Annotated in this window: 18 protein-coding genes; 8 read left to right on the forward strand and 10 right to left on the reverse strand. The window is 59.4% G+C overall.

Features of this window, described 5'->3' with window-relative positions; all coding sequences use genetic code 11:
• Positions 1-32 precede the first annotated feature (32 nt).
• Together AC2FLP_RS07580 and cobU are read right to left on the reverse strand one after the other, a co-directional pair.
• On the reverse strand, positions 33-611 hold the full coding sequence (locus AC2FLP_RS07580; RefSeq protein WP_299899076.1) for a histidine phosphatase family protein: 579 nt from the start codon (positions 609-611) through the stop codon (positions 33-35).
• Positions 608-1,129 (reverse strand): bifunctional adenosylcobinamide kinase/adenosylcobinamide-phosphate guanylyltransferase, encoded by a 522-nt coding sequence (gene cobU, locus AC2FLP_RS07585; RefSeq protein WP_299899074.1) that lies wholly within the window; start codon positions 1,127-1,129, stop codon positions 608-610. Before cobU ends, AC2FLP_RS07580 begins: the two co-directional genes overlap by 4 nt.
• Before the next feature lie 99 nt (positions 1,130-1,228).
• Here cobU and AC2FLP_RS07590 point away from each other — a divergent pair, with 99 nt between their 5' ends.
• The 6 genes from AC2FLP_RS07590 (at position 1,229) to AC2FLP_RS07615 (ending at position 7,799) form a co-directional block, all read left to right on the forward strand.
• Positions 1,229-2,107, forward strand: coding sequence for an RNA polymerase factor sigma-32 (locus AC2FLP_RS07590; RefSeq protein ID WP_299639444.1), 879 nt, complete (start codon positions 1,229-1,231; stop codon positions 2,105-2,107).
• A complete protein-coding gene (locus AC2FLP_RS07595; RefSeq protein WP_299899072.1) occupies positions 2,104-2,928 on the forward strand; it encodes a ChaN family lipoprotein in 825 nt (274 codons plus the stop codon). The genes AC2FLP_RS07590 and AC2FLP_RS07595 overlap by 4 nt, the downstream gene beginning before the upstream one ends.
• A gap of 63 nt (positions 2,929-2,991) precedes the next feature.
• A complete protein-coding gene (gene coaBC / locus AC2FLP_RS07600; RefSeq protein ID WP_299899070.1) occupies positions 2,992-4,188 on the forward strand; it encodes a bifunctional phosphopantothenoylcysteine decarboxylase/phosphopantothenate--cysteine ligase CoaBC in 1,197 nt (398 codons plus the stop codon).
• Positions 4,189-4,203: 15 nt separating this feature from the next.
• Positions 4,204-4,659: a dUTP diphosphatase gene (gene dut, locus AC2FLP_RS07605; protein ID WP_299899068.1), complete on the forward strand. Its 456-nt coding sequence runs from the start codon at positions 4,204-4,206 to the stop codon at positions 4,657-4,659.
• Entirely contained in the window at positions 4,659-5,708 is a 1,050-nt protein-coding gene (locus tag AC2FLP_RS07610; protein ID WP_496682622.1) for a HesA/MoeB/ThiF family protein, read from the forward strand. The genes dut and AC2FLP_RS07610 overlap by 1 nt, the downstream gene beginning before the upstream one ends.
• Positions 5,709-5,783: 75 nt before the next feature.
• Positions 5,784-7,799, forward strand: a complete 2,016-nt coding sequence (locus tag AC2FLP_RS07615; RefSeq protein WP_496682625.1) for a M3 family metallopeptidase — start codon at positions 5,784-5,786, stop codon at positions 7,797-7,799.
• A gap of 2 nt (positions 7,800-7,801) precedes the next feature.
• Here AC2FLP_RS07615 and AC2FLP_RS07620 read toward each other — a convergent pair whose 3' ends face one another.
• From AC2FLP_RS07620 to AC2FLP_RS07645, 6 genes are read right to left on the reverse strand one after another with little or no spacing between them, the layout of a single operon-like run.
• A complete protein-coding gene (locus tag AC2FLP_RS07620; protein ID WP_117870232.1) occupies positions 7,802-8,734 on the reverse strand; it encodes a 2-hydroxyacid dehydrogenase in 933 nt (310 codons plus the stop codon).
• A 15-nt stretch (positions 8,735-8,749) separates the two neighbouring features.
• A complete protein-coding gene (gene rodA, locus AC2FLP_RS07625) occupies positions 8,750-9,889 on the reverse strand; it encodes a rod shape-determining protein RodA (protein ID WP_117870230.1) in 1,140 nt (379 codons plus the stop codon).
• The gene (gene mrdA / locus AC2FLP_RS07630; RefSeq protein WP_117870228.1) at positions 9,886-11,835 is read right to left on the reverse strand and encodes a penicillin-binding protein 2; all 1,950 of its coding nucleotides are present in this window, start codon (positions 11,833-11,835) and stop codon (positions 9,886-9,888) included. Before mrdA ends, rodA begins: the two co-directional genes overlap by 4 nt.
• Positions 11,832-12,368: a rod shape-determining protein MreD gene (locus AC2FLP_RS07635; RefSeq protein ID WP_117870226.1), complete on the reverse strand. Its 537-nt coding sequence runs from the start codon at positions 12,366-12,368 to the stop codon at positions 11,832-11,834. The genes mrdA and AC2FLP_RS07635 overlap by 4 nt, the downstream gene beginning before the upstream one ends.
• Positions 12,361-13,263, reverse strand: a complete 903-nt coding sequence (gene mreC / locus AC2FLP_RS07640; protein WP_299643591.1) for a rod shape-determining protein MreC — start codon at positions 13,261-13,263, stop codon at positions 12,361-12,363. The genes AC2FLP_RS07635 and mreC overlap by 8 nt, the downstream gene beginning before the upstream one ends.
• Positions 13,264-13,321: 58 nt before the next feature.
• Entirely contained in the window at positions 13,322-14,368 is a 1,047-nt protein-coding gene (locus AC2FLP_RS07645; RefSeq protein ID WP_039523195.1) for a rod shape-determining protein, read from the reverse strand.
• 155 nt (positions 14,369-14,523) lie between these two features.
• On the opposite strand from AC2FLP_RS07645, the gene AC2FLP_RS07650 reads away from it, so the two are divergent.
• Positions 14,524-15,309: a 23S rRNA (adenine(2030)-N(6))-methyltransferase RlmJ gene (locus AC2FLP_RS07650; protein ID WP_496682629.1), complete on the forward strand. Its 786-nt coding sequence runs from the start codon at positions 14,524-14,526 to the stop codon at positions 15,307-15,309.
• Between the two features lie 169 nt (positions 15,310-15,478).
• On the opposite strand, the gene AC2FLP_RS07655 is transcribed toward AC2FLP_RS07650, so the two are convergent.
• A complete protein-coding gene (locus AC2FLP_RS07655; RefSeq protein WP_299899058.1) occupies positions 15,479-17,047 on the reverse strand; it encodes a 2-isopropylmalate synthase in 1,569 nt (522 codons plus the stop codon).
• 289 nt (positions 17,048-17,336) lie between these two features.
• Here AC2FLP_RS07655 and AC2FLP_RS07660 point away from each other — a divergent pair, with 289 nt between their 5' ends.
• A complete protein-coding gene (locus tag AC2FLP_RS07660; RefSeq protein WP_496672233.1) occupies positions 17,337-18,002 on the forward strand; it encodes an SDR family NAD(P)-dependent oxidoreductase in 666 nt (221 codons plus the stop codon).
• Between the two features lie 4 nt (positions 18,003-18,006).
• Here the strand turns inward: AC2FLP_RS07660 and AC2FLP_RS07665 are convergent, their stop codons facing one another.
• Complete coding sequence (locus tag AC2FLP_RS07665; protein WP_496682634.1) at positions 18,007-19,488, reverse strand: MORN repeat-containing protein; 1,482 nt, start codon at positions 19,486-19,488, stop codon at positions 18,007-18,009.
• Between the last annotated feature and the right edge of the window lie 112 nt (positions 19,489-19,600).

Raw genomic sequence — 19,600 nt, forward strand, 5'->3', positions numbered from 1 at the left:
CCCGGTAAAACGGTGATTTGTGCGGGGGCTGTTCACGGAAGGTGATTGATTGTCCCAACCAACCACTTGCCTGCGTCGATCGTGATGTCCGTCACCGACAGGTTGTCGATTGTATGTGAAAAGGTCTGTTGCCCATCCAGATCAAGGGCGCGCTGCACCTGGGTGAGGATCACGCCGAAATGCGCAACGATGACCAGATCGCAGTCTGTATGTGCCGAAACAAGCACGTCGATGGCTGCGTCGACCCGATTGCGGACATCGTTCCAGCTCTCACCCTGCGGCGGGCGGACATCGCCGGGGTTGTCCCAATACGCGAAGGCCAGTTCCGGGTCTTCAGCTTCGATTTCGGCAAAACCGCGCAGTTCCCAGCGGCCAAAGTGGATTTCCCTCAGGTCAGGGTGATGAGGCAGTCGATAACGTCGGCCTTGAATGGCCGTTGCCGTGTCAACTGCCCTTGACAGGTCTGACGAGATCACAAGCGCCTCGGGCGGCAAATGGTAGTGCAGACGTTTCAGGGCCGCAGTATCACTCAGGTCTGCGGGCAGGTCGGACCAGCCGACCATTGTTTTTGCATGGGTCGGCCCGTGTCGGACAAGATGTAAACGCGTCACGGCAATTGCCCTTTCAGAACCAAAGGCAACCCGGCGGTGATCTGCACCACCAGATCGGCCTGCGCTGCAAGCGCGATGTTCAGCCGTCCCTGCGCTTCGCGAAACTGGCGGGCCAGGGCGTTGTCCGGAACAATACCGTGACCGACTTCGTTCGAGACTATCACAATCTGGGCCGGGCATGAGCGCAATGCTTTTAGCAGGGCGGTTTGTGCGGCTTCCAGATCGGATTCGGCCAACAGGTGGTTGCTCAGCCACATGGTGGCGCAGTCAATCAGGCAAATCTGATCGGGTGCCAACTTTGCCAGAACCGGTCCCAAATCAAAGGGTTCTTCAAACGTGGTCCAACCGTCGCCGCGTTGCTCAAGATGGCGGTCGATTTTCTGGCGCATCTCGTCATCAAACACTTGTGATGTCGCAAGGTAAACGCGGCTTTTCCCCTGAGAAACAACCAGTTCTTCGGCGAAAACCGACTTGCCCGACGCGGCCCCGCCCAGAACCAAGGTTAAATCCGGCGACACAATACTTACCTATAGTTGATCCGATTGGTGCTGTTTTGCGTAAAGGTCATAGGTCGGCAAAGCAAGTCTGACCAGTACCTGCAAACAGGGGAGAGGTTTATGGCACTGGATAACGCGACGGACTTTTCGATGTCCCGGCAAGCAATGAAGGCCGAGCTGCTGGATGCGGAAACTGAACTGAAACTGGCGTATGCTTGGCGTGATGAGCGTGATGAGCAGGCGTTGCACCGCCTGATCACCGCCTATATGCGTCTGGCGATTTCGATGGCGGCCAAGTTCAAGCGCTATGGCGCGCCGATGAATGATCTCATTCAGGAAGCAGGCCTTGGCCTAATGAAGGCCGCAGACAAGTTCGATCCGGATCGCGGCGTGCGTTTTTCGACCTATGCCGTGTGGTGGATCAAGGCAAGCATTCAGGATTACGTGATGCGGAACTGGTCCATGGTTCGGACCGGGTCCACCTCGGCTCAGAAGTCCCTGTTCTTCAACATGCGCCGTGTTCAGGCCCGGCTGGAACGTGAAGCCGCCTCCGAAGGTCAGGACCTGGACCGTCATCAGTTGCACCAGATGATCGCAACGGAAATCGGCGTGCCGCTGCGCGACGTTGAGATGATGGAAGGACGCCTGTCCGGTTCCGACTTTTCTCTGAATGCCGTGCAATCTGCGGATGAGGATGGACGTGAGTGGATCGACGCCCTGGAAGACGATCGCGAACAGGCCGCAGAAGCAGTTGAGCACAGCCACGATACCGAACAATTGCGCAAGTGGCTGTTGACGGCGATGAGTGCGCTGAATGATCGCGAGCGTTTCATTGTGCGCGAACGCAAGCTGCGAGACCCCGCTCGAACCCTGGAAAGCCTTGGAACAGAGCTGGGTCTGTCCAAAGAACGCGTGCGACAGCTCGAGGCCGCAGCCTTCGTGAAGATGCGCAAGAACCTTGAAGCCCAGTCGCGCGAGGTGCAACACTTCATCGCATGAAACAGTTTGCGATTCTTGTGTGTGTTCTTGGTCTTACGGTTGCGGCAACGCGACCGGGGCTGGCAAATAGACTAATTCCCGCTGATGCTATGTCCGCGATGCGGGACGCCGATGTCCTGATTTTGGGAGAAGTTCACGACAACCCGACGCATCATCTGGTGCAGGCGGAAGCGCTCGAGGCTGTTTCACCCTCGGCCGTCGTCTGGGAAATGGTAACCGAAGAGGGCGCACAGAGGCTTACTCAAAAAGCAGTGTCCAACCCAGAGGAGCTTAGCCGTATTCTGAAATGGGCTGAAAGTGGATGGCCGCCGCTCAGTATGTATTACCCGGTGTTTGAAGCTTCCGGCGCGCCGGTTTACGGGGCCATGGTTCCGCGCACCGCCGCACGTGCCGCAATGGAACGTGGTGCGGCTACGGCTCTGGGTGCAGACGCGGCGCGCTATGGTCTGACTGTACCGTTGACGCCCGAGGAACAGGCCGCGCGCGAGGCCGACCAATTGGCTGCGCATTGCGACGCGCTTCCGGCTGAAATGTTGCCCCAGATGGTTGCGATCCAGCGCCTGCGCGATGCTGTGCTGGCCCGTGCGGTTGTGCGTGCAATGGAAGAAACCGGGGGTCCGGTTGCCGTGATCACTGGAAACGGTCACGCGCGAAAAGACCGAGGCATACCAACGTATCTCGCGCGTCTTCAGCCAGGGTGGAAACTGGTGGCCGTCGGACAATCCGAGGACGGAGCGATTGACGGTGATTTCGATATCGTAATCGACAGCCCCACGGTGGAGCGCGAAGATCCCTGTGCGGCATTTCAAGTTCAGAATTAATCGCTGGAACTACCTGCAGGCCTTGCCTAATGTCGGGGCCGACCGGGACAGGAAGGGCTGAGCATGCTGTCATCCAAACGCATTCTGCTGATTATCGGTGGCGGGATCGCGGCCTATAAGTCGCTGGATCTGATCCGCAGGTTGCGCGAGCGCGGTGCGGATGTAACCCCTGTATTGACGCGCGCAGCGGAAGAGTTCGTGACGCCTCTGTCCGTGTCTGCACTGGCAGGTGAAAAGGTCTATCGCGATCTGTTTGACCTCACCGATGAGGCCGAGATGGGGCATATTCAACTTTCACGCTCTGCTGATCTGATTGTTGTGGCCCCCGCAACGGCGGACCTGATGGGCAAGATGGCCGGAGGGCTGGCCAACGATCTGGCATCGACCCTTCTGATGGCCACGGACACACCCGTTTTGTGTGCGCCCGCGATGAATGTGCGGATGTGGACCCACCCGGCGACGCAACGAAACCTGAAGCAGTTGCAGGCAGATGGTGTGCGCTTTGTTGGCCCGAACGAAGGCGACATGGCCTGTGGCGAATACGGCCCGGGGCGCATGTCCGAGCCGATGGAAATTGTTGCAGCAGTTGAGGCTCAGTTGTCTGCGGGGCCTTTGGCGGGCAGGCGGGTGCTGGTGACGTCCGGCCCGACGCATGAACCAATAGATCCTGTCCGGTATATAGCGAACCGGTCGTCCGGGGCTCAGGGTGCCGCCGTGGCTCGGGCGCTGGCGGAATTGGGGGCCGAGGTGATCTTTGTGACCGGCCCCGCAGATGTGCCACCCCCGACGGGTGTGCGGGTCGTGCCCGTCGAAACCGCGCAACAGATGTCTGATGCGGTTGATGCGGCTCTGCCCGTCGACGCCGGAGTATTCGCGGCGGCGGTCGCGGATTGGCGTGTCGCCAGCGCGTCGGACAAGAAGCTGAAGAAAAGCCGCGACGGCCTGCCGGTACTGGAATTCGCCGAAAACCCGGACATTCTGAAACGTGTTTCTCGGATGGGCGCGAACCGTCCGCCGTTGGTTGTCGGATTTGCGGCCGAGACCGACAATGTGGTCGAACACGCCACGGCCAAGCGCCTGCGCAAAGGCTGCGACTGGATCGTCGCCAACGATGTCAGCCCTGCAACAGGCATTATGGGCGGGTCAGAGAATGCGGTCATCCTGATTTCGGACAACGGGGCCGAGGAATGGCCCCGCATGGGCAAGGACGAAGTTGCCCGGCGATTGGCGGCGAAGATTTCGGACGCATTGGCAGGCTGAAGGAAAGGCAAGAGCATGGTTGCAATCCGAGTGATCCGCGAAGACGGGGCAGACCCCGCCGTGGCACTTCCCTCTTATGAAACCTCGGGGGCGGCCGGGGCGGATGTGCGTGCCAATCTGCTCGGCGGCGCGCCGATAGCGTTGGAGCCCGGCCAGCGGGCGCTGGTGCCAACCGGCCTGCGCATTGAAATCCCGCGCGGGTATGAGGTTCAGGTTCGGCCCCGCTCGGGCCTTGCGTTGAAACATGGGATTACACTGCCCAACACGCCGGGCACCATCGACAGCGACTATCGTGGGCCGTTGGGCGTGATCGTGATGAATGCGGGCCAGGAACGGTTCGAGATCGCCCACGGAGATCGTATCGCGCAGCTTGTGGTCGCGCCGGTGGTGCAGGCCACGTTTGAACTGGCTCAGACGCTGGGCGAAACCGATCGTGGGGCTGGCGGTTTCGGCTCGACTGGGCGCGGCTGATGCTGTTGGTTTTCATCCTGGCTGCGGGGCTTTGGGGTGTCGGTTATTTCGCGGGCACGTCGAAAAAAGCGCGGGTGGTTTCCGTGAGCGTGTTGTTGGCAGGGGTCATACTGTCTCATCTGATCTTGCCGGATGGGCACCCTCTTCGCGAAGCAACCGGCGGGTCTGCGGCGCTGTGGCTGATCCTTGTGGGTTTCGCGGCGCTGGCTTTGCTGTATGGCAGAGTGCTGAAAACCCTGCGCAACCGCGCAGCTTCAGTTGCAGACCCGGAGCCTGACATGCCCTCCGACCGATTTACCGAGACTGAGCTGGACCGCTATGCCCGCCATATCGTGTTGCGCGAACTGGGTGGGCCCGGTCAGAAAAAGCTGAAAAAGGCCCGCGTTCTGGTGATCGGCGCTGGTGGTCTGGGCGCACCTGCGCTGCAATATCTGGCGGCAGCAGGTGTCGGCACGATCGGGATCATCGACGATGACGTCGTCGAGAATGCCAACCTGCAACGACAGGTCATTCACCGCGATGCGGACATTGAAATGCCCAAGGTCTTTTCGGCCCAGCAGGCGATGGAGGCGCAGAACCCGAACGTGGTGGTTCTGCCCTATCATCGCCGTTTGAGCGAGGAAATCGCGACCGATCTGTTTGCAGATTTCGATCTGATCCTTGACGGAACCGACAATTTTGAGACCCGTTATCTGGCCAACCGAACCGCCGTCGCGCTGGGCAAACCGCTGATATCGGGGGCTTTGTCACAGTGGGAAGGTCAACTGAGTGTGTTTGACCCGGCCAACGGCAGCCCCTGCTATCAGTGTATCTTCCCAGAGGCACCGGCCCCCGGCCTGGCCCCGTCCTGTTCCGAGGCCGGAGTGATCGGCCCGCTGCCGGGCGTGGTTGGGTCGATGATGGTGGTCGAGGCGATCAAGGTGATAACGAGCGCCGGCATGGTGCTGCGCGGCGAGATGCTGATCTATGACGCGCTGTACGGTGAAAGCCGCAAGATTGCTCTGACCCGCCGGGACGATTGCCCTGTTTGTGGCATGACAAACGATTAACCTTTCTTCACATGGGTTGGGTGTTCTGGAACACCCGGCCATGGCGACATAGCTATGGGATCAAAGGAGATCTGCATGACCAACCCGATCCTGTCCAATTGGACCACACCGTTTGAAATCGCCCCTTTTTCCGATATCTCGGATGATGATTTCTCGCCCGCACTGGAGCAGGCGATGAAAGAGCATAACGCCGAGATTGACGCGATAGCAGCAAATCCGGATACCCCCACATTCGCCAACACGATCGAGGCGCTCGAGGCCGCGGGCGGGCAACTGGACAAGGTCCTGTCGGTCTTCTTCACGATTGCGGGCGCAGACAGCAACCCAAAGCGGGAAGAACTGCAACGAGAGTTTTCCCCCAAGCTTTCAGCGCATTTTTCGAGCATTTCTTCAAACAAGTCGCTGTTCAAGCGTGTTGCCGACCTATGGGCACTGCGCGATGATCTTGACCTGACCGAGGAACAGGCGCGCGTGCTGATGTTGACCCACCGAGGCTTTGTGCGTGCCGGCGCGGCCTTGGAAGGGGACGAAGACGCCCGTATGCAAGAGATCAAGTCGCGCCTCGCGTCGCTGGGCACGTCGTTTACCCAGAACCTGCTGGCGGATGAGCGGGACTGGTACATGGACCTGACCGAAGAGGATCTGGACGGCTTGCCGGATTTCGTCGTGGACGCGGCGCGTGCCGCGGGGCAGGAGAAGAAGGCACAGGGGCCAGTGGTCACCTTGTCACGGTCGCTGATTGTGCCATTCCTGCAATTCTCGCCCCGCCGGGACCTGCGCGAAAAAGCCTATCGCGCCTGGGCCGCACGCGGTGCCAATGGGGGAGAGACCGATAACCGTGACATCGCGGCCGAGATCCTGGCTTTGCGCGAAGAGCGCGCCAAGCTTCTGGGCTATGACACGTTCGCCGAATACAAGCTGGAAACCGAGATGGCGCGCACGCCGGATCGGGTGCGTGAGCTGTTGATGCAGGTATGGGAACCGGCCAAGTCCCGCGCAGACGCCGACGCGGATGTTCTGACGCAGATGATGCAGGAAGACGGCATCAATGGCCCGCTGGAAGCTTGGGATTGGCGGTATTATGCTGAAAAGCGGCGCAAGGCGGAACACGATCTGGATGAGGCCGCGTTGAAACCCTATCTGCAGCTGGATCGCATGATCGAGGCTTCGTTTGCCTGCGCCAACCGGCTTTTCGGGCTGGAATTCAATCCGTTGGACGTACCCCTCTATCACCCGGATTGCCGGGCTTGGGAAGTTACCCGCGACGGGCAGCATATTGCCGTATTTATCGGAGACTACTTTGCACGAGGGTCCAAGCGGTCAGGTGCCTGGTGCAGCGCGATGAGGGCGCAGGCCAAATTCCCAAAGAAGCAGACACCGGTTGTCATCAATGTCTGCAACTTCGCCAAGGGGGATCCCGCCTTGCTGTCCTATGATGACGCGCGGACCCTGTTTCATGAATTCGGCCATGCCCTACACCAGATGCTGTCCAACGTGTCATATGAAAGCATCTCGGGCACTTCGGTTGCGCGCGATTTCGTCGAATTGCCCAGCCAGCTTTACGAACACTGGCTGGAAGTGCCAGAGGTCCTTGCCGAATTTGCGACCCATGCGGAAACGGGCGAGCCGATGCCGCAGGAAATGCTACTGAAGGTTCTGAACGCGGCCAATTTCGATCAGGGTTTCCAGACGGTGGAATATGTCGCCTCGGCCCTTGTTGATCTGGCCTTCCACGATGACGAGGCACCGGCAGATCCGATGGCAAAACAGTCGGAAGTTCTGGCCAGGTTGGGGATGCCGAAGGCCATTGGTATGCGCCACGCCACTCCGCATTTCGCTCATGTGTTCGCGGGCGACGGCTACAGCTCGGGCTATTACAGCTATATGTGGTCCGAGGTGATGGATGCCGACGCCTTTGCCGCCTTTGAAGAGGCAGGTGGTGCCTTTGACCCGGAACGCGCCAAAGCGTTGGAGGACAACATCCTTTCCACTGGCGGTTCGCGCGAGGCAGAAGACCTGTATCTGGCATTCCGGGGAAGATTGCCGGGGGTTGACGCCCTGTTGAAAGGCCGCGGTCTGATCGCGACCTGAAATCAGTAGCCCAACGCGCGATCCACCAGGTGCACATAGGGCTCTCCGGCTTCGCCACGTCGGATGTTTTCGCAAATGACCTGCGCGGCTGTGGCCGGGCGGGTCTCGGACGCGATATGAGGGGTCACAGTCACGTTCGGATGTGCCCAATAAGGGTGATCGGGGGGCAAGGGCTCGACCCGGAACACATCCAGCGTCGCATGACCGATCTGACCCGAGTTCAAGGCATCCAGCAGCGCTTCGTCATCGATCAGGGGCCCGCGGCCCGGGTTGATGATCCGCGCGCCTTTGGGCAGCAAGGCCAGCGTTTTTGCATTCAACGCGTTTTCAGTGGTGGCGGTATCAGGCAGCAGCAAAACCAGTATCTCGGCCTGAGAAAGTGCATCACGCAGCCCGTCAGGACCGTGCAGGCAGGTCACGCCGGGGATGTCCTTGGCGGTGCGGCTCCAGCCAGTGACCGTGAAATTCAGTAAGGCCAGGGCGCGGGCCGCGGCTTCGCCCAATGCGCCGAGGCCCAGAATGCACACGTTGCGCTCTTGCGCCAAAGGTGGGGCATCCGGGGCCCAGACGCCATCCTGGATGGTGATGTGGCGATCCATTCCCAGATGATAGCGCAGCACATGGCCCACCACCCATTCGGTCATACCCTGCGTCAGCCCGTGATCCACCATCCGTGCCAAGGGGACGCTCAGCGTGTCATTGTCAGCGATCTTTTCAACCCCGGCCCAGAGGCTCAGAACCGCCTTCAGGCGCGTAAAAGGCGAAAAATCCAATAATCCGCCATTCGGAGCGTAGACTACGTAATCAACCTGATCCGGTTCAAAATCCGTACTGATCTCCGCCTGGACGCCAGCTTCTGCAAGGTATTGAGTGAGCAGCGGTTCATACACGGGCCAGAGGGCAGGGCGCGCGGAAAACAGAACGTTTACGGGCATCTGGGGCCTTTCAGATCAGCGGGGACGATGGATATGAGCGCTTTGGACGATGCCGAACGCGGCCATCAGCACCAGCATGGCCGAACCGCCATAGCTGACCATTGGCAGAGGGACGCCCACGACCGGTGCCATGCCCATCACCATCGACATATTGACGGCAAAGAATAAGAAAAAGTTCAGCGCGATGCCCAATGTGACCAGGGAGGAGAACCGATCCTTGGAGGCCAGCGCGGTCGCTATGCAGAACACAAGGATCAGGGCGTAGAGGACCAAGAGCGTGATGCCCCCGACAAAGCCGAACTCCTCGGCGAGCGTGGTGAAGATGAAATCGGTGTGTTTCTCGGGCAAGAAGTTCAGCCGGGATTGTGTACCCTGCATGAAACCGCGCCCGTTCCAGCCCCCCGAGCCAAGGGCAATCTTGGATTGCGTGATGTGATACCCGGCACCCAGAGGATCGGTAGAGGGGTCGAGAAACGTGTCGATCCGGCGGAACTGATAGTCCTTGAGCAACTGCCATTCGGTCCCGCGACTGTTGAACACGGCGGCGATCAGGCCCACGACGGCTGCAATGACGGCTGCAAAATACGCCCAGTGGACACCCGCAAGAAACATCAGCCCTCCACCGGCGGCCAACAGCAGGATCGACGTGCCGAGATCCGGTTGCTTCAGAACAAGCAGAGTGGGCAGGACAATCAGGGCCACGGGGATAAAGACCCAAAGAGGGCGGGACGTCTTGTGCGATGGAAGCCAGTCGTAATACGCCGCCAGAACCATGACCAGTGCCACCTTCATGACCTCTGAGGGCTGAAGACGCATGAACCCAAGGTCGATCCAGCGCTGTGCACCCATGCCGATGGTGCCGAACAATTCCACGAACACCAACAAGGCGACCGAACCGAGATAGGCCAGAACGGACATGTTGCGCCAGAACCAGATCGGAACCAGAGCAATGATGAACATCGCGGTCAGGCCAAGCCCAAAACGCTCCATCTGCGGCTCGGCCCAGGGTGTCCACGAACCGCCTGCGACCGAATACAGCATCAGGAATCCAGCGCTGGCGGTGCTGATCAGCAGCAGGGTCAGCGGCCAGTTCATGTACAGGAACTTCCGAAACCCCGACGGCGTGGATTTCACGGCATATTCAAGGTAGCTCATGCGCGGTCCTTTCCGTCGGGACGCGCTTTGGGGCGACGATCGCCCTCGAGCCGTTTTTGCTGTTCCTTGATACGCTCGCGGTCGGCAACAGGATAAGCCTCAAGCGGCGGAGTGCCGTTATAGAGCGCCTGAAGCATGATATCGCGGGCCACCGGTGCCGCCGCCTTGGACCCCCCGCCGCCATGTTCAACGACCACGGCAACCGCGTATTTCGGATTGTCATAGGGGGCGAAACAGACGAACAAGGCGTGGTCGCGACGTTCCCATGGCAGATCCTTGTTGCTGATCACACCCGCAGCGCGTTCGGCCTTGGTGATGTTTCTAACCTGACTGGTGCCGGTTTTGCCGGCCATGCGGAACTCATCCGCGATGATGCGGCTGCGATAGGCCGTCCCTCGCCGATCATTCGAGACCGAGAACATGGCATTACGAACCTGTTCCAGATTGTAAGCGTTGATGCCCAGCGGCTCCCCTGCACCTGAGGGCTGTTCGACACCGTCGATCGAGCGCACAAGGCGCGGTGTCACGGATCGGCCGGTGGCGATGCGGGCGGTCATTACGGCCAGTTGCAGCGGCGAGGCCAGCATGAAACCTTGCCCGATGGACGCGTTGGCCGTGTCGCCCACCAGCCAATCCTGACCGTGTGTCCGCTGCTTCCATTCCTGATTGGGGGCGAGCCCCGCGGCGACCGCCGACATCGGAATATCGTGTTTGGCCCCCAGACCCAGCGTGCGAGCCATCTCGGATATCCTGTCGATGCCCACCCGCAAAGCCACGTCATAATAGTAAACGTCGCAGCTGCGTTTCAGCGACAGGTTCAGATCGACCGTGCCATGCCCGCCGCGCTTCCAGCAGTGGAACCGGCGGCTGCCGACCTTCAGGTGCCCGGGGCAATACACTGTGTTGCCGGGGCCTATCACGCCAGCCTCCAGCGCGGCCAATGCAGTGACCATCTTGAACGTCGACCCCGGGGGATAAGTGCCTTGCACGGACTTGTTGGCCAGGGGGCGATACTTGTCCTGCGTCAACGCCCGATAATCAGCGACCGAGATTCCGCGCACAAACAGATTTGGATCGAAACTGGGTGTAGAGCTGACAGCGCGCAGATCCCCGGTTTCGCAATCCAGAACAATTGCTGCAGCGCTTTCACCTGCCAGCCGCGCTTGCGCATATTGTTGCAGGTCGGCATCGATCGCCAATTGCAAGTCGGCACCCGGCTGACCTTCCTGCCGGTCCAGCTCGCGCATGACGCGCCCTGTGGCATTGACTTCGACGCGCTTTGCACCGGCTTTACCCCGCAGCGCAATTTCTTGTTTTGCCTCCAGCCCGACCTTGCCGATCTGGAACCGGGGAATTCGCAAAACCGGCTCGGGGTCTTCAAGCTTGCTGAGATCATAGTCGCTGACCGGGCCGACATAGCCGACGATATGGGCAAAATCCTCATAGCGTGGGTATTGTCGCGTCAGGCCGACCTCGGGCGTCACACCCGGCAGGGCCGGGGCATTGACCGCGACTTTCGAGATGTCTTCCCAAGTGACTTGATCCGCCAGTGTCACTGGCAGGAACGGGGCTGATCGACGCATTTCGGTCCGGGCGCGCTCGATCTCATCATCGTTCAGCGGGATGAGTTCTGACAATTTGGCAATCACTTTGTCGACGTCTCCCGCATCCTCACGCACGATGACGATGCGATAGGATGGTGAGTTCTGACCGATGATCTGCCCGTTGCGGTCATAGATTCGTCCACGGGTCGGTGGGATCAGGCGAATGTTGATGCGGTTTTCTTCAGCCAGCAGGCGATATTCGTCGGCCTGATCCACCTGCATGAAACGCATTCGTGCAGCCAGCCCGCCGATAAAAGCCGCCTGCAAACCGCCCAGCACCAGCGCTCTGCGTGGCAGGCGTTTATAGGCAAGGCCCTGCGACTTGGGTTTGCGTTGCTTCATGCCCTGCCTCCCACGGCTCCGGCATCCGCCGCAGACAAGCGGTGGACACCAAATACGCTTTGAGTCAGCAGCACGATGACCGGGTAGAAGGCGATTGTCAGCACAAGTTGAATCACCACTGGCCACAAAGCGGCCTGCTGCACCGACAAGATCGACAAAACGACTCGGTTCATCAAAAACACCATGGCAATCACCACACCGACCGACATCCATTCTCCGACAAATCCCGTGTCCTTCATACCCGGAGCGGCGGCGCGCAGATAGGCTGCGCCAAACACCACCAAGGCGGCCAGAAGGCCGGGCGGGCGTTGCAGCAAAAGGTCCGCCATCAGCATGACAAACGCAACCAGAAGGGTGGGCACATAATCGGGGCGCCGCAACACCCAGGCAAAGGTCAGCGCAATCAGCACATCGGGAAAGGGCCAGCGATCCGGTTGCGCATCAAGCGGCAGCAGATGCAGGAACAGCACGACAAAGGACAGCGCAGCGTAAAGGCCGCGCATGGCCCAGCTGTATGAGGCCGGCCTATCCATCACTTACCTCATCCGGTACAAGCGCAGTTTCGGGTCGCGTTGGCCCGACGATCCCACCCGGATCCTGAATTGGGGGGGGCGAATGGAAGCGCAGAACACGAAGAAATTCGAGCCGTTCAAAATCCGCCGAAAGGCGAACGCGCAGGCGGCCGCCCGGATCCGCGGCGATCTGGCCGATTAGCAGACCTGCCGGAAACACGCCACCGTCGCCGGATGTGATCACCCGATCACCGGGACGGACCAGCTCTCGGTTTTCCAGGAACTCGACCACTGGAGCCGGGGTGTTATCTCCTTTGATCAGCGCGGTCTGACCAGAAGGCTGGATCGTTGCCGGGATGGCACTGGTGGCGTCCGTTACCAGGATCACCCGTGCCGTATCCGGCCCGACGCCGGAAATCCGGCCTACCAGTCCGATGCCATCCATCGTGGCCCATCCATCGACGATCCCGTCGCGCTCCCCCACATTCAACAGGACGGACTGTCGGAAGGGGGAGCCGCTGTCGGCCATCACGACGCCCGTGATGTATGTCAGGCGCGGGTCGAGGCGGACATTGTTCAGATCCAGCAGCCGTGCATTTTCCTGCTCCAACTGCAGTGCGGCCTCTTTCCAGGCACGCATCAGGCGCAGTTCGCTACGCAACTCGCGGTTTTGCTCGCTCAGGCGCTGATAGCTTTGGAAATCGCGGATAAGGTTTACAGCGGCAGTCACGGGCACCATGGCCCAATCCATCGAGGGCACGATCGTGTCCACCACCTGGGCGCGGAACCGCTCGACGCGCGGGCTGTCGATCCGCCAAACCAGAAAGATGCCCAGCAAGCACAGAATGACGATCCCCAGCAACAATCTGCGCAGCGGGGTCGTGTAGTCATCGCGCTGTGATCGGTCTTTTGCCACAGGTTACCTTCCCGTGCTGCTCGTGCCGAATTAAGCCTGTCCCTAAAAGGTGCGTGCCTTAGCTTTCGTAGTCAATCGCGTGGCGTAGCTGTTTTTCGTATTCTAGCGCCTTGCCCGTGCCCAAAGCCACACAATTCAGGCTTTCGTCCGCAATGGACACGGCCAGGCCGGTCTGTTCGCGCAGGGCGAGATCAAGATCGCCCAGCAATGCACCACCACCGGTCAGCATGACGCCCCGGTCCACGATATCGGCGGCCAGATCGGGCGGAGTGGTCTCGAGCGCAGTCATCACTGCCTCGCAGATCTGCTGGACGGGTTCCGACAGCGCCTCGGCGACCTGGGCCTGGCTGATCTCGATTTCCTTCGGTACGCCGTTCAGCAGGTCACGACCTCGGATATGCATCGACTGGCCGCGTCCATCATCGGGCATGCGCGCCGTGCCGATTGTCGTCTTGATGCGTTCTGCAGTGGATTCACCGACCAGCAGGTTCTGCTGGCGACGCAGGTACGAGATAATGGCTTCATCCATGCGGTCACCACCAACGCGGACCGAACGGGCATAGACAATGTCGCCCAGCGACAGAACCGCCACTTCGGTTGTACCACCGCCGATGTCGACGACCATGTTGCCGGTCGGGTCGGTGATCGGCATGCCCGCGCCAATCGCGGCGGCGATCGGTTCGGCGATCAGGCCTGCACGGCGGGCACCAGCGGACAGAACCGACTGACGAATTGCGCGTTTTTCAACGGGTGTCGCGCCATGGGGGACGCAGACAATGATCTTGGGCTTCGAGAAAGTCGAGCGTTTGTGAACCTTGCGGATGAAGTGCTTGATCATTTCCTCGGCGGTATCGAAGTCAGCAATCACACCTTCGCGCATGGGGCGGATGGCTTCGATCGAACCGGGCGTTCGCCCCAGCATCAGCTTGGCATCTTCGCCGACAGCCAGAACTTTTTTCACGCCGTCCTTGACGTGATAGGCTACGACCGAAGGCTCAGACAGGATGACACCGCGCCCCTTGACGTAAACCAGCGTGTTCGCTGTTCCAAGGTCAATGGCCATGTCCGCTGTGAACAGGCCGCCCAGATTGCCAAAGATCCCCATGTTTCCCCTGATCCTGTATGTCGGTTTTTCTACTGCCCGCGACTCGACGGTTCCGGGACGGATGACTTATAGGGTGCCATCACGCCCGGTAAAAGGGCTGATTCCGCGACGATCAGCACCTTTCCGCCTTATTGATTGGGACTTTAGAAGGCAAAATGCTCTCTTATCAACACATTTACCATGCCGGGAATCTGGCTGACGTCCAAAAGCACGCGTTACTGGCGTGGGTGCTGGATTATTTGACGCGCAAGGACAAGCCGCTCAGCTATATCGAAACGCATTCCGGGCGGGGTCTGTACCAGTTGGACGCGGACGAATCCATGCGGACAGGCGAGGCGGCGGCTGGGATCGTGCGCGCGCAGAGAGAAGGGTGGCTCGGACCCGAACATCCAATGGCGCGGGTTTTGGAAAACGTACAGGCCCGGCACGGTGACGCGGCCTATCCGGGGTCACCGATGATTGCAGCAAGTCTGTTGAGGGATCAGGACAGTCTGCATTTTGCAGAGCTGCACCCTCAGGAACATGCCGCGCTTTCTTTGGCGATGTCGCCGTTTGGGGCGAGGGTGTATCAGCAGGACGGGTTTGAACTGGCGCAGTCCCTGCTGCCTCCGACGCCTCGACGGGGAATGTTGCTGATTGACCCAAGCTATGAGGTGAAGACCGATTACGATAGACTGCCCGGTGTGATTGCCAAACTGCACCGGAAATGGAATGTCGGGGTGATCGCGCTGTGGTACCCGGTCCTGACGGACAAGCGTCATACCCGAATGATCGCGGCGCTCAAATCGCAAAACTTCCCTAAGACCATTTGTCATGAGGTGACGTTTCCACCGGTGCGCGAGGGGCATCGGATGGTGGGATCAGGGATGTTCATCCTGAATGCACCATTCGGCATCGAGGAAGAAACGTTCCGTCTGTCGCAGCTATTTGAAGGTCTCTGAGGTCAACCAACGGGATTCCAACCGATACTCCCGCCTTGTTTGCCTGCATCAGAGATGCCGTCAAACATGTTGAGCCCGGCAGCGCGCTGCCGGGCTCAAAGCTTCAAAGGTGTCCGGCGCAGCCGGGCAACCGCAGGTGCGGGAGCCCTTTATCGCGCCATTATTTGAATCAGGTCAGGTCTTTGTAGCTGATTTCGCGGGCATCCGCGCCCGGGCCGGTCTTTTCCCGGCGCACGATCAGGCGGTTCAGCGCGTGGATATAGGCTTTGGCCGAGGCCACGACGGTATCCGTGTTCGCCGACTGACCCGTGGCAATCATGCCATCTTCTTCCAGCCTGACCGAAACCGTGGCCTGCGCATCGGTGCCTTCGGTCACCGCATGAACCTGATACAGCTGCAAACGGGCTGTGTTGGGATAAATCGCACGGATCGCCTTGAAGGTCGCATCAACCGGCCCGTCACCATGTTCAGTTGCGATGACGTCCTTGCCGTTGACTTCCAACTCGACTGTCGATTCCGCCTGACCGCCGGTGCCGCAGGTGACTTTCATCGACACCAGTTGCAGATAGTCGTCCGCCTCATCCAGCGTCATCAGCGCAATGAGATCGTCGTCGAACACTTCTTTCTTGCGATCCGCCAGGTCCTTGAAACGCACAAAGATATCTTTGAGTTGATTGTCGCCAACTTCAAAGCCAAGCGTCTCAAGTTTGTCGCGCAGTGCCGCGCGCCCGGAGTGTTTGCCCAGTGGCAGGGATGTGCCCGACAGGCCGATATCCTCGGGACGCATGATCTCGAAATTGTCGCGATTTTTGAGCATTCCGTCCTGATGGATGCCGCTTTCGTGGGCAAAAGCGTTCTTGCCGACAATGGCCTTATTGAACTGCACGTTGAAGCCCGACACCGTAGCGACCCGGCGTGAGATATGCATGATCTTGGTCGTGTCGATCCCGGTGTGGAAGGGCATGATGTCATTGCGCGTGCGCATTGCCATAACGACCTCTTCCAACGCGGTGTTGCCGGCACGTTCGCCTAGGCCGTTGATGGTGCATTCGATCTGGCGCGCACCGCCGATGACGGCCGCCAGCGAATTCGCTGTCGCCATGCCAAGGTCGTTGTGGCAGTGGGTGGCAAAGATCACCTCATCTGCGCCCGGAACCGTCTCGATCAGGCGTTTGATCAGATCCGCGGATTCCAGCGGCGCAGTATACCCCACGGTGTCAGGGATGTTGATGGTGGTCGCCCCGGCCTTGATCGCGATTTCGATCACGCGACACAGGTAATCCCATTCGGTTCGGGTTGCATCCATCGGCGACCACTGCACGTTTTCGCACAGGTTGCGCGCGTGGCTGACCGTTTCGTGGATTTTGTCAGCCATCTCGTCCTGTGTCAGGTTCGGAATGGCGCGGTGCAGCGGAGAGGTGCCGATGAAGGTGTGAATGCGGTTCTGTTCCGCCTGTTTGACCGCCTCCCAGCAGCGATCGATATCGGTGAAATTGGCGCGGGCCAGTCCGCAGATGCGGCTGTTTTTCGATCGTTGCGAGATCTCGGATACCGCTTTGAAGTCACCTTCTGATGCAATCGGAAAACCTGCTTCGATGATGTCGACGCCCATGTCATCCAGCAGTTCGGCAATCTCAAGCTTTTCGTCATGGGTCATGGTCGCGCCGGGGCTCTGCTCGCCGTCGCGCAAAGTAGTATCGAAGATCAAGACGCGGTCTTGGTCGGTCACGTTGGTCATGGGAATCTCTTTCTTGTCTGTCCTAAAGCCTGTTGGCGCGCTGGCGTCCTCCTCTGAGCGGGCGCGCCGGATGGCACGCTCAGAGGCGGATTAGGATCAGTAGGCCACGCAGAGACACACCGCGAAGGGCGGAGTCGACGCAAAGGATATCTGCGCGGTTGATCATGGAATTGAGGTTATACAGACGACGACAAGAATGAAAAGAACCAATTTTCGACAAGTTGCGGTGTAGGTGTTTCCAAATTCCTTTTCCCTTGATTGATCCGGCCATGCGGCTAGCTAATCGCAGATGGATACAGCTTTGATCATTGGTGCGTCCGGCGGGATTGGTGCGGCCGTACGCGAGCAATTGGAGGCACAGGGCGTTGCGGTGACGTGCCTCTCGCGCTCTGTCGAGGGGTTCGATCTGATGGAACCAGACCGAGCGAGCCGGATGCTTGACCGCCTTTCAGGACCGTTCGATCTTGTTCTTGTCGCTTCCGGGGCGCTGGAAGTTTCAGGCAGTGCGCCCGAAAAGACCATTCGATCTGTTTCGGCAAGGGCAATGATGGACCAGTTTGCTCTGAATGCCGTTGGTCCGGCGTTGGTGCTAAGCCGGGCCCATCAGTTGTTGCCGCGACAGCGGCATTCGGTATTTGCTGTTTTGTCCGCGCGGGTCGGGTCCATCGGCGACAATCGGATGGGCGGCTGGATCAGCTACCGCGCGGCCAAAGCAGCGGTTAATCAGATCGTCCATACTTCGGCAATTGAATTGGCCCGGACACATAAACAGGCGATATGTGTTGCGCTGCATCCGGGTACGGTCAAGACAGAGTTCACTCGGAAATATCTGAACCGGCATCCCGCCGTTGAACCCGGCGAAGGCGCGCGCAATCTGTTGTCTGTGATCGGCGGGTTAAGCCCAGCAGATACCGGTGGGTTCTTTGACTGGGCCGGAAAACCTGTTCCCTGGTGAGTGATCATTCGCCAGATGGAACTGGTTGTACCGCCTCTGTATCAGGGTCTGTCTGCTGTGCCGGAGTGTCAGCGCCGCCCTGTTGATCCGGGGTTTGATTTGGCAACACACCGTTTTCCCAAATTCCGGTTTCCTCTTGCCCGTTGGCGTAACGCATGGTCCCGCTGCCCTGTCTCTTGTTGTCGACAAAGTTGCCCTCATAGACATCGCCGTTCGAGTAGGTCGCTATGCCTTCGCCGTTGATTTTGCCCTCGGACCAGTCGCCACTATACTTGAATCCGGCAGGGGTCACGATTTCTCCTTTGCCGTGACGTTTTCCGTTCATGAAGTCTCCGGTGTATACCGTGCCATCAGAGTAGGTCGCCTTGCCTTTTCCCTGACGGACCCCGTTGAACCAATCCCCGTCATAGATCGAACCGTCTGCGCGGGTCATCACACCCTTGCCGTGGCTTTGAGCGTTCTTGAACTGACCCTTGTAGATCATACCGGTGGCATAGGTCGCCGTACCCTGACCTTCGATTACGCCTGCGATCCACTCACCCTCATAGGTGGAGCCGTCGGGATAGGTAATGCGGCCGTTTCCTTCCGCCAGGTCGGCCACGAAATCGCCCACGTAAACTGAGCCGTCGGGATAAGTCAGCTCACCCAGGCCTTCTATCTGACCCTTGTTCCAGTCGCCGGTGTACACAAAACCATCGGTTCCGGTGAACGTGCCCTTGCCATGGCGGCGATCATCGACAAAGTCGCCCTCATAGACGTCCCCTGACGCGTGAGTTACTTTGCCCTTGCCCAGGCGGCGTCCTTCCGCAAGCTCACCTTCATACACATCGCCATTGGCATAGGTCAGGCGACCTGTCCCGGTGATCTGGTCCTGCGTCCATTCGCCCTCGTATATCATTCCGTCAGGCATCGTCTGGGTGCCCGTGCCATCGCGCAAGCCGGCGTTGAGATCGCCTTCGTAGACGCTGCCATCGGCATAGGTGATCGTGGCTTTGCCTTGCCGCTGGCCGTCCACCCAATCGCCATCGTAAATGTATCCGTCGGGAAAGGTCAGTTTGCCCTTGCCGTGCCGTTGTGCATTCTTGAACTCACCCTCATAGCTCGAGCCGTTGGCAAATTCAGCGACGCCTGTGCCGTTGATGGACCCGTCAGACCACTCACCGTCATAGCTGCTGCCATTGGCATAGACGATCTTGCCGCGCCCTTCCGGCTGACCTTTTGCGAACGAGCCTTCGTAAACCGATCCATCAGGGTACTTGGTGATGCCCTGACCCTGAATTTCGCCTTCCACCCACTGGCCGGTGTATTCGAACCCGTTGGGCAGCCGATAAGTACCCGTCCCGTGGCGCAGGCCGTTTTCATAGGTGCCCTCGTAGACGCCGCCCACTTCGTCATCCTTGACGATAACCGTACTGTCCTGCGCGAAAGCGGTCACAGCTGCCAGGCTCATGGCCACAGCTGCAATTGAGTTTCGGATCACGTTCATTTTTGGTCCTGCCTGCCGGATCATCGTTGGTTGCATCCCTGTGCGCAAAACTAGGGTACCGTCGAGGGCAGGGCAACGGGTTTTGCCGCATTGGCCTTTTACTCGCGCGGTG

The sequence above is a fragment of the Ruegeria sp. CDSA141 genome, assembly GCF_059612005.1.

Bases quoted from the DNA above. Each gene is read 5' to 3' on its own strand.
- AC2FLP_RS07590 (WP_299639444.1), top strand. From the start codon at position 1,229: ATGGCACTGGATAACGCGACGGACTTTTCGATGTCCCGGCAAGCAATG.
- AC2FLP_RS07595 (WP_299899072.1), top strand. From the start codon at position 2,104: ATGAAACAGTTTGCGATTCTTGTGTGTGTTCTTGGTCTTACGGTTGCG.
- coaBC (WP_299899070.1), top strand. From the start codon at position 2,992: ATGCTGTCATCCAAACGCATTCTGCTGATTATCGGTGGCGGGATCGCG.
- dut (WP_299899068.1), top strand. From the start codon at position 4,204: ATGGTTGCAATCCGAGTGATCCGCGAAGACGGGGCAGACCCCGCCGTG.
- AC2FLP_RS07610 (WP_496682622.1), top strand. From the start codon at position 4,659: ATGCTGTTGGTTTTCATCCTGGCTGCGGGGCTTTGGGGTGTCGGTTAT.
- AC2FLP_RS07615 (WP_496682625.1), top strand. From the start codon at position 5,784: ATGACCAACCCGATCCTGTCCAATTGGACCACACCGTTTGAAATCGCC.
- AC2FLP_RS07620 (WP_117870232.1), bottom strand. From the start codon at position 8,734: ATGCCCGTAAACGTTCTGTTTTCCGCGCGCCCTGCCCTCTGGCCCGTG.
- rodA (WP_117870230.1), bottom strand. From the start codon at position 9,889: ATGAGCTACCTTGAATATGCCGTGAAATCCACGCCGTCGGGGTTTCGG.
- mrdA (WP_117870228.1), bottom strand. From the start codon at position 11,835: ATGAAGCAACGCAAACCCAAGTCGCAGGGCCTTGCCTATAAACGCCTG.
- AC2FLP_RS07635 (WP_117870226.1), bottom strand. From the start codon at position 12,368: ATGGATAGGCCGGCCTCATACAGCTGGGCCATGCGCGGCCTTTACGCT.
- AC2FLP_RS07645 (WP_039523195.1), bottom strand. From the start codon at position 14,368: ATGGGGATCTTTGGCAATCTGGGCGGCCTGTTCACAGCGGACATGGCC.
- AC2FLP_RS07650 (WP_496682629.1), top strand. From the start codon at position 14,524: ATGCTCTCTTATCAACACATTTACCATGCCGGGAATCTGGCTGACGTC.
- AC2FLP_RS07655 (WP_299899058.1), bottom strand. From the start codon at position 17,047: ATGACCAACGTGACCGACCAAGACCGCGTCTTGATCTTCGATACTACT.
- AC2FLP_RS07660 (WP_496672233.1), top strand. From the start codon at position 17,337: ATGGATACAGCTTTGATCATTGGTGCGTCCGGCGGGATTGGTGCGGCC.
- AC2FLP_RS07665 (WP_496682634.1), bottom strand. From the start codon at position 19,488: ATGAACGTGATCCGAAACTCAATTGCAGCTGTGGCCATGAGCCTGGCA.